Annotated in this window: 14 protein-coding genes; 9 read left to right on the top strand and 5 right to left on the bottom strand. The window is 64.2% G+C overall.

The features are described from left to right. Nucleotides 1-45: 45 nt before the first annotated feature. Nucleotides 46-1,221: a DUF748 domain-containing protein gene (locus LPA34_RS17560; RefSeq protein WP_228980429.1), complete on the top strand. Its 1,176-nt coding sequence runs from the start codon at nucleotides 46-48 to the stop codon at nucleotides 1,219-1,221. A 48-nt stretch (nucleotides 1,222-1,269) separates the two neighbouring features. Here LPA34_RS17560 and LPA34_RS17555 read toward each other — a convergent pair whose 3' ends face one another. From LPA34_RS17555 to LPA34_RS17545, 3 genes are all read right to left on the bottom strand, one after another. After that, nucleotides 1,270-1,893: an HAD family hydrolase gene (locus LPA34_RS17555; protein WP_228980427.1), complete on the bottom strand. Its 624-nt coding sequence runs from the start codon at nucleotides 1,891-1,893 to the stop codon at nucleotides 1,270-1,272. A gap of 113 nt (nucleotides 1,894-2,006) precedes the next feature. Further along, nucleotides 2,007-3,821, bottom strand: coding sequence for an aminopeptidase P family protein (locus tag LPA34_RS17550; RefSeq protein WP_228980426.1), 1,815 nt, complete (start codon nucleotides 3,819-3,821; stop codon nucleotides 2,007-2,009). A gap of 24 nt (nucleotides 3,822-3,845) precedes the next feature. Further along, the gene (locus tag LPA34_RS17545) at nucleotides 3,846-4,100 is read right to left on the bottom strand and encodes a hypothetical protein (protein WP_228980421.1); all 255 of its coding nucleotides are present in this window, start codon (nucleotides 4,098-4,100) and stop codon (nucleotides 3,846-3,848) included. A 296-nt stretch (nucleotides 4,101-4,396) separates the two neighbouring features. Here LPA34_RS17545 and LPA34_RS17540 point away from each other — a divergent pair, with 296 nt between their 5' ends. The 7 genes from LPA34_RS17540 (at nucleotide 4,397) to LPA34_RS17510 (ending at nucleotide 10,664) form a co-directional block, all read left to right on the top strand. Continuing rightward, entirely contained in the window at nucleotides 4,397-5,086 is a 690-nt protein-coding gene (locus LPA34_RS17540; protein ID WP_228980420.1) for a response regulator transcription factor, read from the top strand. Between the two features lie 104 nt (nucleotides 5,087-5,190). Further along, entirely contained in the window at nucleotides 5,191-6,513 is a 1,323-nt protein-coding gene (gene hemA / locus LPA34_RS17535; protein ID WP_228980419.1) for a glutamyl-tRNA reductase, read from the top strand. 137 nt (nucleotides 6,514-6,650) lie between these two features. Beyond that, a complete protein-coding gene (gene prfA / locus LPA34_RS17530; RefSeq protein ID WP_228980418.1) occupies nucleotides 6,651-7,733 on the top strand; it encodes a peptide chain release factor 1 in 1,083 nt (360 codons plus the stop codon). A gap of 16 nt (nucleotides 7,734-7,749) precedes the next feature. Next, a complete protein-coding gene (gene prmC, locus LPA34_RS17525; protein ID WP_228980416.1) occupies nucleotides 7,750-8,613 on the top strand; it encodes a peptide chain release factor N(5)-glutamine methyltransferase in 864 nt (287 codons plus the stop codon). Nucleotides 8,614-8,733: 120 nt separating this feature from the next. Then, a complete protein-coding gene (grxD, locus tag LPA34_RS17520; RefSeq protein WP_228980415.1) occupies nucleotides 8,734-9,045 on the top strand; it encodes a Grx4 family monothiol glutaredoxin in 312 nt (103 codons plus the stop codon). Nucleotides 9,046-9,067: 22 nt separating this feature from the next. Further along, nucleotides 9,068-9,676, top strand: a complete 609-nt coding sequence (locus LPA34_RS17515) for a UbiX family flavin prenyltransferase (RefSeq protein WP_228980412.1) — start codon at nucleotides 9,068-9,070, stop codon at nucleotides 9,674-9,676. A 202-nt stretch (nucleotides 9,677-9,878) separates the two neighbouring features. Beyond that, nucleotides 9,879-10,664, top strand: coding sequence for a DODA-type extradiol aromatic ring-opening family dioxygenase (locus tag LPA34_RS17510; RefSeq protein WP_228980408.1), 786 nt, complete (start codon nucleotides 9,879-9,881; stop codon nucleotides 10,662-10,664). A 131-nt stretch (nucleotides 10,665-10,795) separates the two neighbouring features. On the opposite strand, the gene LPA34_RS17505 is transcribed toward LPA34_RS17510, so the two are convergent. Next, a complete protein-coding gene (locus tag LPA34_RS17505) occupies nucleotides 10,796-12,388 on the bottom strand; it encodes an APC family permease (RefSeq protein WP_228980405.1) in 1,593 nt (530 codons plus the stop codon). Between the two features lie 427 nt (nucleotides 12,389-12,815). Between LPA34_RS17505 and LPA34_RS17500 the strand changes: the two genes are divergently transcribed. After that, entirely contained in the window at nucleotides 12,816-13,019 is a 204-nt protein-coding gene (locus LPA34_RS17500) for a cold-shock protein (RefSeq protein WP_090537350.1), read from the top strand. A 98-nt stretch (nucleotides 13,020-13,117) separates the two neighbouring features. Here LPA34_RS17500 and LPA34_RS17495 read toward each other — a convergent pair whose 3' ends face one another. Next, nucleotides 13,118-14,368: an Hsp70 family protein gene (locus LPA34_RS17495; protein WP_228980403.1), complete on the bottom strand. Its 1,251-nt coding sequence runs from the start codon at nucleotides 14,366-14,368 to the stop codon at nucleotides 13,118-13,120. Between the last annotated feature and the right edge of the window lie 71 nt (nucleotides 14,369-14,439).

Below are 14,439 nucleotides of genomic sequence, written 5' to 3'. Positions count from 1 at the left end.
TCTGGGGTCTGGCCGCACGCAATGCGCGGCAACGAGGAGGCAGGCATGCCGATGTCGAAAGGCAGTCGCGTGGTCGTCGCACTGACAGGCGTGGCGGCGATACTGGTGGTCATCGTGTTGGCCGGCCTTCTGTTCATCCAGCACGAGGTGAAAGAGCGCATTGCCGCCGCCCTCGGCCCACGCGGCAGCGCCGACACAATCGACGTCGGCTTCAAAACCATCCGCCTCACCAACGTCCGCCTGCGCGCGCCCGACGGCTGGCCCGCCGCCGATCCGTTTCGCGCCGACACCGTCGTCCTCGAACCCGACCTTCGCGACCTGATCCAGCGGCGCATCCACATGCGCAATGTCGTGGTCAGTGGATTCAACATGACCGTGCTGCGCACGAAGGATGGCGGCGTCCAGTTGCTGCCGAATCTGCGGCAGACGTTGAACAGCCCCGCGAATACCGGCGCGAGCGACGCCAGCGCCAGCGAAGCATCATCGCTGCCATTGGAAAAGATCGTCGACCACATCGAATTCCAGCACGGCACGTTTGTGTTTTACGACCTGACGGTGAGCAATCCCGCGTACCGGATCTCCATCACCGATGCGAGCGCGACGATCGATCACATCCATGTGCCCGATCTGGACGAACCCACGACGCTCGCCATCAATGGCTCGATCAAGGGGCCGTCGCATACCGGCACCGTTTCATTTGGTGGCTGGATAAAAATCGCCAGCAAGGATTCGCAGACCACCACCACGCTGCGCGGCGTCGATATCAGGACGCTCGATCCGTACCTGCTCAGGAAAGCCGGCGCGAGAGCGCAGGTGACGGACGGCACGCTCGACATGAAAGTGGACTCGACCGTGCACAACTACCAGCTTCACGCGCCGGGTGTGATAACGGTGCACCATCTGCAGCTCGCCGACAGCGGCAGCCCCGTCGACACGTTCCTTTCAATCCCGACCAAAGCGGCCGTCGCCGCACTCAAGAAGCATGGCGACGACATCACGTTGCATTTCGTGCTCGAAGGCAATCTGCGAGACCCGAAGTTCTCGCTGAACGAAAGCCTGCTGACGAAAATGAGCAACGGCTTCGCGGAGGCGCTCGGCGTGAGTGTCGCGGGCGTCGCGAAGGGTGCCGGCGAAACGGTCAAGGGACTGGGGAACGCGTTGCTGAACCTGATCGGCAAGGAACCCGCGGACACGTCGCATCCGCCTCGCTCATCGCCGTAGCTGTCTGGCGCATCGGGCGCGCGGCACGCCGCGCGCGTCATGATGCGATCAGACCGGCAAGCCCAGTTCGCGCAATTTCGCTTCGGTCCGGGCAGCGTCGGTGTGATGGACGCCGTGCCAGCCAAGCGCGGTCGCTGCTTCGGCGTTTTTCAGGTTGTCGTCGATAAAGACGAGTTCCGCCGGCTGGACGCCCGGCAGATGTGACTCGATGCGCTTCGCCATCTCCGAGAAAATCGCCGGATCGGGCTTCACGAGTTTCACGCGCCCCGAAACGACGATGTCCCTGAAGCGCCGCAATACCGGGAAGTTGTCCCACGCGTAAGGAAACGTCTCGGCCGACCAGTTCGTCAGCCCGAAGAGCGGCACGTTGGCCGCGTCGAGTTTTTCGAGCGTGGCGATGCCGTCTTCGAGCACACCGCGGATCATCTCGTGCCAGCGCTCGTAGAACGCGCGGATCAGCGCTTCGTGTTCGGGAAATTTCGCGATCAGCTCGTTTGTGCCCGCTTCGATCGTCTGCCCGCCGTCCTGCTGGATGACCCAGTCCATCGCGCAAACGTGCGTGAGAAACCAGTGGCGCTCCGCTTCATCCGGAATCAGCGTGCGGTAGACGTACTGCGGGCTCCAGTCGATCAGCACGCCACCGAAATCGAAAACAACTGCCTTGATCGCCATGCACACTCCATCGCCAGTTGTACGGGGAAGTCTGTCGGAAAGCGGGCGCACTGCGACGCAGTCGCCCGGCTCCAGTTATGACACGCGTGCCTGCGCCGCTCGTATGCCGCGCGTCAGATCGCCTGCGTGCGTGTTTCCAGCCACGCCTTCGCAGCGCCCGTCACATGCGGCGAAACGCGGGCGCGCACCGTCTCGTGATACGCGTTGAGCCACGCGCGTTCGTCGTCGCGCAGCAGCGCGAGATCGACGCAGCGGGTATCGATCGGGCACAGCGTCAGCGTTTCGAACTTCAGGAAGTCGCCAAACGCGGTCTTTTCCGCCTCGCGGTTCAGCACGAGGTTTTCGATCCGGATGCCCCACTTGCCCGGCCGGTAAATGCCCGGCTCGATCGACGTGATCATGCCCTCTTCCATCGCCGTCCACGCTTCGGCCGGCGCGTAGTGCGAGATTACCTGCGGGCCTTCGTGCACGTTCAGGAAGTAACCCACGCCGTGACCCGTGCCGTGGCCGTAGTCCGCGCCCGCTTCCCAGATCGGCGCGCGAGCGATCGAATCGAGCATCGGCGAGCGGATGCCGCGCGGAAACTGTGCGCGCGAGAGTGCCATCGTGCCCTTCAGCACGATCGTGAAGTCGCGGCGATGCCCGGCGTTGATCGTGCCGATCGGCACGACGCGCGTGATGTCCGTCGTGCCGCTCAGGTACTGGCCGCCCGAATCGATCAGCAGGAGACCATCGCCCTCGATCGTGGCGTGCGAAGCCTGCGTCGCGCGGTAATGTGGCATCGCGCCGTTCGCGTTGAAGCCGGCGATCGTGCCGAAGCTCAGCGTGACAAAGCCCGGACGACGCGCGCGCGCCGCCGTCAGACGTTCGTCGATGGTGAGTTCGGTGATCGTTTCACGGCCGAGCGCGCCCTCGAACCACGCGAAGAATTCGGCGAGCGCCGCGCCGTCCTGCTCCATCGTCGCGCGAACGTGTTCCGCTTCGGCCGGTGTCTTGCGCGACTTCAGGAACGTCGAGGGATTCACCGCTTCGACGATTTTCACGTTCGACGGCACGACCTGCAACAGACCAAAAGTAATACGCCGCGGATCGATCAGCAGCGTCGAGCCCGACGGCAGCGCGGCGAGCGCATCGGCCGCCTCCACGTATGGTTTCACCTGGATGCCGTCGCGCCCTAGCGCATCGGCGAGTGCCTGCGGCACCTTGCCACCGGCGACGAAGAGCGACGCGCTGTCGAGCCCGATCAGCGCATGCGCGACGAACACGGGGTTGTAGCTGACGTCCGCGCCGCGCAGGTTCAACAGCCACGCGAGGTCGTCGAGCGTCGAGATGAAATGCCACTGCGCGCCCTTTTGCTGCATCTCGCGGCGAATCTGGTCGAGCTTGTCGGCGCGCGCGACGCTCGCGTGCGGCGCGGCGTGTTCGTAGACGGCTTCGACCGGCAGCGTCGGGCGCTGCGGCCAGATCGTGTTGAGCAGATCGATGTCGGTACGCAACGCGACGCCGCGCGCCGTGAGCGCATCGCTCAACGCACGCGCCACCGCCACGCAGAGCACCGCGCCGTCGACGCCGACCGCCGCACCGCTTGCGACGTTCTGCGCCAGCCAGTCGATGTGCGGCGCGCTCTGCTGGCCGCCCATCATCTTCATCAACTGCACGCCGGTGCCGGCGAGTTGCGCTTCGGCCTGCACCCAGTAGCGGCTGTCGACCCAGAGGCCGGCAAAATCATCGGTGACGACCAGCGTGCCCACCGAGCCGGTGAAACCGGAGAGCCACTCGCGCCCCTGCCAGCGTCCCGGCAGATATTCGGAGAGGTGAGGATCGGCGGACGGCACGAGATAAGCGGCGAGGTTTTCGCGCTTCATGGCGCCGCGCAGCACCGCGATGCGTTCGGGAATGGAAGAGGTTTCGGGGAGTCGGGCGTTCATTGTTTCACCTGCGGGGAATTCATCTTATCGACGGGATAAAAGGCCGACCGTCACGGCGACGGCAATCAGGGCGACGGAGGTACAGGCCAGCCATTCGAGCGTATCACCATCATGGAAGATACCAGCGACGTTCCCGGCCATCGCGGCGACGACCGCCCCGGCGACGCCTGCAACCATCGCCACCGGGATGCGCGCACGGCCCGCGCGCCGCAACGGATGCAGCCATCCTCCGACCAGCCCCACCACCGCGCCGAGTATCACGATTCCTGCCCAACCCATCAGCGACAGGCCTCGAATGATTTAAGACCGCTCTTATAGGGTCGAAGCGTTTGCACAGCTAGCATTTTTGTCTCGTTAACTAACAGATCAGCACGGCGCCTTGCGTGTAGCGGTTGAGTTTAGGGGCCGGGGTAGCGCAAGGCAAGCCGCAGGTCTTGCCCAGGCGGATATCCGGTCCGATGTCCGGGCGATTTCCCGCCGGATTTCCACCCCGGTACCCGGCCACGCACCCGACCTCCGAACGTCCACTCGCTGGGCGTGCGGAACGCGCCGAATGTGCTGAACGTGCTTCCCCCATGCGAATTGCGCTCGTCGAGCCCGACCGCCGCCAGGCCGATCTGATTGGCCGTCTGCTGCTTGCCGGCGGCCATGCCTGCGAGCACTTCCAGGCCAGCACGCCGTTTCTGGAGAGCGCCGCCAGCCAGACTTTCGACCTGCTTCTGGCGGATGTCTGGTCCGGCGACCTCGCCGCCGGGGACGTCATTCCGCTCGCCCGCGAGGTGCTGCCCGGCCTGCCCGTCATGGTGCTGATCACGGCGCCGCGCGAAAGCGAAATCGTCTCGATCCTGCACGCCGGTGCCGACGACTGTCTGACCAAGCCCGTACGCGGCCCCGAAATGCTGGCGCGCGTCGACGCGCTGCTCCGGCGGGCCGGCGTGCGCCGGCCGCGCAGCCGGCTGCGCAACGTCTTCGGCGAATACGTTTTCGAGACGATGCACGACGTCGTCACGTTCCGCGGCCAGCGCGTCGAGCTGACGCCAAAGGAGTTCCGCTTCGCCCTGCTGCTGTTCACCAACCTGTCGCGGCCGGTTTCGCGCGCGCACATCCTCGAAACGGTCTGGACGCGCGGCCGCGACGTAAGGTCGCGCACCCTCGACACGCATGCGTCGCGGTTGCGCTCGAAACTTCAGCTGCGCCCGGAACTCGGCTATGCGCTCACGCCGCTCTACGGCTACGGATACCAGCTCGACAGGATCGCGGTCTGACCCTGCGGCAGAACTTCATCCCGGTATCAGGCGCGCTCAATGAAAGATCCCTGGAAACGCTATAATATTGCGCTACACCATAGCGCCGCCCACAATCGCGCCCCATGCAGCTTCTAACGATCGGAATCAACCACCACACCGCGCCTGTCGCCTTGCGCGAACGCGTGGCGTTTCCGCTCGACCAGATCAAGCCGGCGCTCGCGACGTTCAAGGACATCTGGCTCGGCCCGGCCTCCCGTTCGGCACCCGAAGCCGCCATTCTGTCCACCTGCAACCGCACCGAGCTCTACTGCGCCACCGACGATCAGGCGGCGCGCGAAGCCGCCATCCAGTGGCTGTCCCGCTATCACAATCTCCCGGTTGGCGAGCTGGCGCCGCATGTGTACGCGCTGCCGCAGTCCGAGGCCGTGCGCCACGCGTTTCGCGTCGCATCGGGACTCGATTCGATGGTGCTCGGCGAAACGCAGATCGTCGGCCAGATGAAGGACGCGGTGCGGACCGCGTCGGAAGCCGGTGCGCTCGGCACGTACCTGAACCAGCTTTTCCAGCGCACGTTCGCCGTCGCGAAGGAAGTGCGCAGCACGACGGAAATCGGCGCGCAGTCCGTTTCGATGGCCGCGGCAGCCGTACGGCTCGCGCAGCGCATCTTCGACAAAATCTCGAACCAGCGCGTGCTGTTCATCGGCGCGGGTGAAATGATCGAACTGTGCGCGACGCACTTTGCCGCGCAGCAGCCGCGCGAGCTCGTAGTCGCCAACCGCACCGCCGAGCGTGGCGCGCGGCTTGCCGAACGCTTCAACGGCCGCGCGATTCCGCTGGCCGACCTGCCCGCGCGCATGCACGAGTTCGACATCATCGTGTCATGCACGGCGTCGACGCTGCCGATCATTGGCCTCGGCGCGATGGAGCGCGCGGTGAAGGCGCGTCGTCACCGGCCCATTTTCATGGTCGATCTGGCCGTGCCGCGCGACATCGAACCCGAAGTCGGCAAGCTCGAAGACGTGTTTCTCTACACCGTCGACGACCTCGGCGCGATCGTCCGCGAAGGCAACGCATCGCGTCAGGCAGCCGTCGCGCAGGCCGAAGCGATCATCGAAACGCGCGTGCAGAACTTCATGCAGTGGCTCGACGCGCGCAGCATCGTGCCGGTCATCCGTCACATGCACACGCAGGCGGACTCGCTGCGCCGCGCCGAACTCGAACGCGCGCACAGAATGCTCGCGCGCGGCGACGATCCGGCCGTCGTGCTCGAAGCGCTCTCGCAGGCGCTGACGAACAAGCTGATCCACGGTCCGACGCACGCACTCAACCGCGCCAGCAGCGAAAATCGCGACAAGCTCATCGAACTGATGAGCGGCTTCTATCATCACGGCGGCGCCCCCGGCCCGTCGGACCCGTCAGACCCGTCCGGTTCATCGGACCGTTAGCGACGCTGTCGCTCTCGCCGCGGTATTGCCGGCAGCACACCCGCCGCGTGTCGGCCACGTTTCACGCCCGGCATCCGCGAATTTCCCGAATTTCCCATTAGCAGTCGTCCTTTCCGGAGCCCGCTCCGATCCGTCCGATGAAAACGAGCATGCAAAGCAAGCTCGACCAGCTCACCACCCGGCTGGCCGAACTGAACGACCTGTTGAGCCGCGAGGACATCACCGCGAATCTTGACCAGTACCGCAAGCTGACGCGCGAACACGCGGAGCTCGGGCCGGTTGTCGAGCACTATGCGCTGTGGCGCCAGGCGCTCACCGACGAAGCCACCGCGCAGGAACTGCTGTCCGACGCATCGATGCGCGACTTCGCCGAAGAAGAAATCCGCGCCGCGCGCGAGCAGAAAGCGAAGCTCGAAGGCGAACTGCAGACCATGTTGCTGCCGAAGGATCCGAACGACAGCCGCAACATCTTCGTCGAAATCCGTGCGGGCACGGGCGGCGACGAATCAGCGCTGTTCGCGGGCGATCTGCTGCGCATGTATCTGCGCTACGCGGAACGCAACAAGTGGCAGGTCGAGATGATGTCGGCGAGCGAGTCGGATCTCGGCGGCTACAAGGAAGTGATCATGCGGATCGCCGGTGAAGCGGTGTATTCGAAGCTGAAGTTCGAGTCCGGCGGCCATCGCGTGCAGCGCGTGCCCGCCACCGAAACGCAGGGCCGCATCCACACGTCGGCGTGCACGGTCGCGGTCATGCCGGAAGCCGACGAAATCGCCGAGGTCCAGATCAATCCGGCCGATCTGCGCATCGACACGTTCCGCGCGTCCGGCGCGGGCGGCCAGCATATCAACAAGACCGATTCGGCTGTGCGGGTAACTCACTTGCCGACGGGCATCGTCGTCGAATGTCAGGATGACCGCTCGCAGCACAAGAACAAGGATCGCGCGCTCAAGGTGCTCGCCGCGCGCATCATGGACAGGCAGTCGCAGGAACGGCACGCGAAGGAAGCCGCCACGCGCAAGAGCCTGATCGGCTCGGGCGACCGCTCGGAGCGCATCCGCACATACAACTTTCCGCAAGGGCGTCTCACCGATCACCGGATCAACCTGACGCTCTACCGCCTCGACGCGATCATGGACGGCGATCTCAGCGAACTCATCGCGGCGCTGGTGAGTGAGCACCAGGCTGAACTGCTCGCCTCGCTCGGCGACGCCGACTGACACACGCACCCCAGCCATGCACAACGCCGACCTTGCCGACACCGCCGCTGCCCTGTTGCGCGCCGCCGCACTCCCGGCGCTCGAAGCGCGCATCCTGCTCGGGCACGTGCTGGGATGGCGGCGGACAGAGCTGATCACCCGTAGCGACGAGCCGTTAGACGCGGCGCTAATCGCGCGGTATCGGGCGCTGGAAGCGCGGCGCCTCGCGGGCGAACCGGTTGCGCAACTCGTCGGCGCGCGTGAATTTTTCGGGCTTGAGTTCGATGTCACGCCGCATGTACTGATTCCGCGACCCGAAACCGAATTGCTGGTTGAAACCGCGCTCGAAGCACTGGAAGGCCTGAAGCAACCTCGCGTGCTCGATCTCGGCACAGGCACCGGTGCGATTGCCGTCGCGATTGCGTCGGCGCGGCCCGATGCGCAGGTCTGGGCGGTCGACCGTTCGCCCGAGGCGCTCGCTGTCGCAACCAGAAACGCCGGCAAGCTGCTCGACGCCGCGCGGCCTGGCGGCGCGCCCGCGTTTTTCGAAGGCAACTGGTACGACGCACTGGACGCCGGCCGGGCACTTCGCTTCGACGTCATCGTCAGTAACCCGCCTTATATCGCGAGCGGCGATCCGCATCTGTCGGAGGGCGATCTGCGCTTCGAGCCACGCGGCGCGCTCACCGACGAAGCCGACGGCCTCTCGGCGATCCGCGCGATCGTGTCCGGCGCGCCCGCGTGGCTCGCGCCCGGCGGTGTGCTGTGGATGGAGCACGGCTACGATCAGGCGCAGGCCGTGCGCGCGCTGCTCGAAGCCGGCGGCTTCGACGAAGTCCGTTCGGCGTGCGATCTCGCGGGCATCGAACGCATCAGCGGCGGCCGGCGCGCGGCGACCTGAACCCGTATTGCGGGCGCACGAACCGCACGCCTGCCCAGCAGGGCAACGCCCAGCCTGCGCAATCGAATTCCGCTATCATCTGGGTCTATCCCGCAATTTCCGAAAACCGCAAGGTCAGTCATGGATACGCAACAACGCATCAAGCAAATCGTCGACGAAAACAACGTCGTGCTCTTCATGAAGGGCAACGCGCAATTCCCGATGTGCGGCTTTTCGGGCCGCGCCATCCAGATCCTGAAAGCGTGCAATGTCGGCGAATTCAAGACGGTCAACGTCCTCGACGACGAAGGCATCCGTCAGGGCATCAAGGAATTCTCGAACTGGCCGACCATTCCGCAGCTTTACGTGAACGGTGAGTTTGTCGGCGGCTCGGACATCATGATGGAGATGTACCAGTCCGGCGAACTGCAGCAACTGTTCGCGGCTGCGTAATCCCGCTCGCGTGGCGCACGCCATGGAAACTGAGGCTGCGCCCGCGCCCGCCAGGCGCCGGCTGATCGTCGCCATCACCGGCGCGACCGGTGCCGTCTACGGCATCCGGCTGCTCGAGACGCTGCGCCGGCTGGGCGGCGTCGAGAGCCATCTGCTGATTTCCAGCGCCGGCTGGCTCAACGTCCAGCACGAACTCCAGCTCGGCAAGGACGACGTACATCCGCTCGCGGACGTCGTCCATTCGGTGCGCGACGTCGGCGCGAGCATCGCGTCGGGTTCGTTCGCCACCGACGGCATGATCATCGCGCCCTGCTCGATGAAAACGCTCGCGAGCGTCGCACACGGCTTCGCCGATAACCTGATCACCCGCGCCGCCGATGTCACGCTCAAGGAGCGCCGCCGGCTCGTGCTGCTGGTGCGTGAAACGCCGTTCAACCTTGCGCATCTGCGCAACATGACGGCCGTGACCGAAATGGGCGGCGTGATTTTTCCGCCGCTACCGGCGTTTTACAACCAGCCGGCATCGATCGACGAAATGATCGACCACACCGTCGCGCGTGTGCTCGATCTGTTCGCGCTCGGTCCAGCGCTCGCGCCCGCGTGGCCGGGCCTGCGCGGAACGCACGACTGAATCTGCCGTCAGCGCGATTTGCTCCACCGGTGCGAAATCGCCGCGCGAATCGAGACCACGTGATCATCAACGCGTTTAATCTCGCGATTACCTACATTCGCGAGACAATCAAATCCGTTTTGTGCCGTTTATCAAACGGCAGTGCACCTCTATAGTGGTAGTAACGAAACTTTCTGGCCGCTGACCACGCGGCTTCGCTGCCATGATCCGCTTACCCACGCTGTACCTGTCGCACGGCGCGCCTACGCTGCCGATCGATCCGGCGCTTCCGTCCGCCGAATTCGCGACGCTTTCGGCTCAATTGCCGCGTCCCCGGGCCGTCCTGATGCTGTCGGCTCACTGGGGCACGGCGCAGCCGGTTGCGAGCACATCGGACGCGCCCGAAACCATCCACGACTTTTACGGCTTCCCGCGGCAGTTGTATGAGATTCAGTACCCGGCGCCCGGCGCACCGGATGTCGCCCGTCAGGCGGCAGCCCTGCTCGGCGAACACGGCATCGCAACGACGACGCAGCCGCACGGGCTCGATCACGGCGCCTGGGTGCCGATGCTGCTGCTCTTTCCGCAAGCCGACGTGCCCGTCGCGCAGTTATCGATCCAGCCGCGCATGGACCCGGCGCACCACTTCCGGGTCGGTCGCGCGCTGCGGGCGCTCAAGGATGAAGGCGTGATGGTGATCGGCTCCGGCCAGATCACGCACAATCTGCGCACCGCCGATTTCTCGGCGCGCCCGGAAGATGCCGATCCGCGCGTGGCCGGGTTCACCGACTGGTTCGAATCGAAACTCGCTGCGCGCGACATCGATGCGTTGCTCGACTATCGCGCGCAGGCGCCGCATGCCGTGCTGATGCATCCGACCGACGAGCACCTGCTGCCCGTCTTCTCGGCGCTCGGTGCCGCCGACGACGACTTCACGCTGTCGATCCAGTCGCTCGGTACGTATCAGCGCTCGCTCGCGATGACGAACTACGTGTTCGGTAACGTCTGATCCGACGCCGTTTCGCCGGCGGGAAAAGAAAAGCCCACTGTCGTCTGAAGCAGACTCAGTGGGCTTTTTTGCGTCGCGGTCCGGCACATCGCGCGCCGGACCTCGGGACCCCGGGACCTGAAGAAACCGCGTTATGCGCCGATGCCTTCCAGAATCTCGTCGTGCGATTCGCGCTCGTCGAGGTATCCGGTGCGGTAGCCAGTGTGCACGCCCCAGTAATAGAACACGAGCGCGAACGCGATCACTACCACCATATCCCAGCCGTACGGCAGGATGCCGCGACCGCCAAACTGTTTGCTACCGATCAGCGAAAGCAGCGCCATGACAGGCAGATAGGCGACCAGCCACCATGCGGCTTTCAGGTCACGTCCCCAACCGCCGAAACCCGACTTCGCCTGGAAGTAGAAATAGACCGGTAGCGCGACGATCATCAGCAGAATGATTTCGCCCGTCAGTGGCCACTTCGCCCAGTACAGGACCAGCGATGCGCACACGAACGCAAACGGCGCGATTGCCCGCATCCCCGGAATATGCAGCGGACGCTCGAGGTCCGTCGCCGAGCGGCGCAGCGACATCAGGCTGATCGGGCCCGTCAGATACGAAATCACCGTGGCGACCGAGATCACCGCGGCGAGCGAACTCCAGCCGCGAAAGAAGAACAGGAAGATGAACGAAACCAGCAGGTTGAACCACATCGCCTGACGCGGCACGCCGTAGAACGGATGCACGTTGCCGAACATCTTCGGCATCGTGTTGTTGCGCTCCATCGCGTAGATCATGCGCGTCGTCGTGGCCATATAGGTGGTGCCGGTGCCGCTCGGGCTCACGAACGCGTCGACGTACAGCAGGAACGCGAGCCAGTTCAGGTTCAGCGCGAGCGCCAGCTCAGCGAACGGCGACGCAAAATTGAAGTGGCTCCAGCCCTTCATCACGTCGGACGGATTCACCGCGCCGATGTACGCGACCTGCAGCAGCACGTAGATCACGAGCGCGAGCAGGATCGAGCCGATCACCGCGAACGGCACGCTCTTCGACGGGTTGCGCGCTTCGCCGGCAAGGTTGATCGGGCTCTGAAAGCCGTTGAACGCGAACACGATGCCGCTGGTCGCGACCGCGGTCAGGACCGACGACCAGCCGTACGGCGCGAACGAACCGGCGTCGCCGAAGTTTTCCTTGTGGAAGCCGGTCAGCATCAAGCCGAGGATCGTCGCGCCAGGAATGATGAACTTGAAGACGGTGATCGCCGAATTCGCCTGCGCGAAAAGCTTCACGCCCCAGTAGTTCAGCAGGAAATACACGATCACCAGCGCCGCCGACAGCAATAAACCTGGTGTCGTCAGAGAGCCGTTCACGAACAACGCGTGCGCCCAGTCGTATGGCCAGGTGCTCATGTACTGGATCGATGCTTCGGCTTCGATCGGAATCACCGAGACGATCGCGATCCAGTTTGCCCACGCGCTGATAAAGCCGACCAGCGCGCCGTGCGAATAACGCGCGTAACGCACCATCCCGCCCGATTCGGGGAACATCGCACCCAGCTCCGCATAGGTGAGCGCGATGGCCAGAATCACGACGGCGCCAATTACCCATGCACATATTGCCGCCGGGCCTGCAATTTTTGCCGCCTTCCACGCGCCGAACAACCAGCCCGATCCAATGATGGATCCGAGGCCGGTCAGCAGCAGCGCGACTGGCCCGATGCTCCTCTGAATAGAACTTTTCACGTCTTCTCCTATATCGAAAGCGTGTGAAGCGCTGTGCAGGTAGCCTGACAGCTGAACATATACGCTTCATCACGCGCGCAGCCCGGTTGGTCGACAGAAAGTGCAACCTCTACGCGGGCGCGTAGTTTACCGGTTGCACCCGGTCAGCGCAGTGTCAAATGTTCTGGCCCCGGCAAACGCCAATGCAAGCAGGATTATCTGGACAGCAACAAGCAGACCATTCCGAAAAAACCTGTAAAGAATAGGGGAATTGGGTTGACCTTCGTAAGAAATCGCCGTATAACGTTCGGGCAGGATTTCAAGCGGCGAGTGAAGGTCTTTCGTAGTTCGCCCATCAACGGTACTCCGGTTGGTCCCATTGCCCCTTCCTTGATTTTCATGCACACCCGGGCTTCGGCCTTATTCACCATCTTTAGGAACAAGTAATATGGAAACCGGTACCGTCAAGTGGTTCAATGACGCAAAGGGCTTTGGCTTCATCACGCCGGACGGCGGCGGCGAAGATCTGTTCGCGCATTTCTCGGAAATCCGTGCAGAAGGCTTCAAGTCGCTGCAAGAAAACCAAAAGGTCACGTTTGAAGTCAAGACGGGCCCGAAGGGCAAGCAAGCTGCTAACATCAAGCCGGTGTAAGCAACGCGCTTCCTTCTGGATGCAAAAAACCCCGCTTCGGCGGGGTTTTTTTATGTCCGCAATTTCATGCGTGAGCGATTTTAATAACGTAGCGCCGATTATCCAAAGATGCGCCGCGCATGAATCCCGAGACCGGTCGCCACACTGGCGAGCCGGTCGCCGAATACGGCTTGCGCGCCAGGAAAAGCCGCCGCCAATGCATTCGACAGAAACGCGAGGCCCGTCGAGCCGCCCGTGAAATACACGGCCGTCACGTCGCGCGTCGCAACGCCCGCGGCCTGCACGGTGTCGCGCGCGGCCTGAACGATGCGCTGCATGTCGTCGTTGCCCGCCTGTACGAGTTGCGCTTCGTCGAAGGCGAGACGCAGATCGTCTTCCACCTCGTCCAGATCGATCACCGTTTCGCCGCCCGCTGCCACGCCGATCTTCGCTTCTTCCGCGTGCGCGGCCAGCGCGTGGCCCAGACGGCGCTCGACGACGCGCATCAACCGGTCGTGCTGGCGCGTCTCCGTATAAAGGTGCCGCATCAGTCCAAGCTCGCTCACCCGCTTCGGCGAATAGACGGTGTTGATCAGGTGCCACGTCGCGAGATCGAAGTAGACGCGGTTCGGCAGTTCGCGCCCTTCTGGATCGAGCGACTGGTAGCCGAGCTCGCGCAGGATCGTCGCGAGTTCGACGCGCCGGTCGAAATCGGTGCCAGCGACGTGAACGCCATGATGCGCGAGCACGTCGTCCTTGCGCTCGATACGGTGCATCCGGTCCGGCCCCACCCGTACCAGCGAAAAGTCCGACGTGCCGCCGCCGATGTCGGCAACCAGCACCAGCCCTTCCCCGGTCAGATGCGATTCGTAGTCGAAAGCCGCCGCGATCGGCTCATACTGGAAATGGACGTCGCGCAGGCCCACCGAGCGCGCCGCCGCTTCCAGCTGCTGCTGGGCGAGCTGGTCGGCGCGCGGATCGTCGTCGACGAAAAACACCGGGCGGCCCAGCACGGCGCGGTCGATCGACGCGCCCGCGACCTTTTCGGCCTTGCGTTTCAGGTGGTCGAGGAAAATGCCGATCACGTCGGTATAGCGGATCGCGGAGCCGTCGCCGAGGTCCGTGGTCGTATCGGCGAGCGCGGAGCCGAGAATGCTCTTCATCGAGCGCATCAGCCGGCCGTCGAAGCCGTCGATGTAGGCTTCGAGCGCCGCGCGGCCGAATTCGCGGGTGTTCTCGTCGGTGTTGAAGAAGACAGCGGTCGGCAGCGTCGTGTAGTCGCCCTCGACCGGCGCCAGGCGCGACGTCGCGCCGTCAGGCAGCGCAACAGCCGAATTCGAGGTGCCGAAGTCAATCGCGCAGTAGGTCATGGCAGGAATCGCTCACGGTTGGCGCGCACGGAAAGACGGAAATGGACGGGCTTTGTAACACGAAGCGCTCG

The organism is Paraburkholderia gardini, from assembly GCF_907164575.1.
Taxonomy (GTDB): Bacteria; Pseudomonadota; Gammaproteobacteria; order Burkholderiales; family Burkholderiaceae; genus Paraburkholderia; species Paraburkholderia gardini.
Note: the sequence above shows the minus strand (reverse complement) of the source record. Positions and strands in the feature narration are given on the sequence as shown.

Coding starts and splice junctions, on each gene's coding strand:
- LPA34_RS17545 (WP_228980421.1), bottom strand. CDS start 4,100: ATGGGTTGGGCAGGAATCGTGATACTCGGCGCGGTGGTGGGGCTGGTC.
- grxD (WP_228980415.1), top strand. CDS start 8,734: ATGGATACGCAACAACGCATCAAGCAAATCGTCGACGAAAACAACGTC.
- LPA34_RS17540 (WP_228980420.1), top strand. CDS start 4,397: ATGCGAATTGCGCTCGTCGAGCCCGACCGCCGCCAGGCCGATCTGATT.
- LPA34_RS17510 (WP_228980408.1), top strand. CDS start 9,879: ATGATCCGCTTACCCACGCTGTACCTGTCGCACGGCGCGCCTACGCTG.
- LPA34_RS17550 (WP_228980426.1), bottom strand. CDS start 3,821: ATGAACGCCCGACTCCCCGAAACCTCTTCCATTCCCGAACGCATCGCG.
- LPA34_RS17560 (WP_228980429.1), top strand. CDS start 46: ATGCCGATGTCGAAAGGCAGTCGCGTGGTCGTCGCACTGACAGGCGTG.
- hemA (WP_228980419.1), top strand. CDS start 5,191: ATGCAGCTTCTAACGATCGGAATCAACCACCACACCGCGCCTGTCGCC.
- prfA (WP_228980418.1), top strand. CDS start 6,651: ATGAAAACGAGCATGCAAAGCAAGCTCGACCAGCTCACCACCCGGCTG.
- LPA34_RS17555 (WP_228980427.1), bottom strand. CDS start 1,893: ATGGCGATCAAGGCAGTTGTTTTCGATTTCGGTGGCGTGCTGATCGAC.
- LPA34_RS17495 (WP_228980403.1), bottom strand. CDS start 14,368: ATGACCTACTGCGCGATTGACTTCGGCACCTCGAATTCGGCTGTTGCG.
- LPA34_RS17515 (WP_228980412.1), top strand. CDS start 9,068: ATGGAAACTGAGGCTGCGCCCGCGCCCGCCAGGCGCCGGCTGATCGTC.
- prmC (WP_228980416.1), top strand. CDS start 7,750: ATGCACAACGCCGACCTTGCCGACACCGCCGCTGCCCTGTTGCGCGCC.
- LPA34_RS17500 (WP_090537350.1), top strand. CDS start 12,816: ATGGAAACCGGTACCGTCAAGTGGTTCAATGACGCAAAGGGCTTTGGC.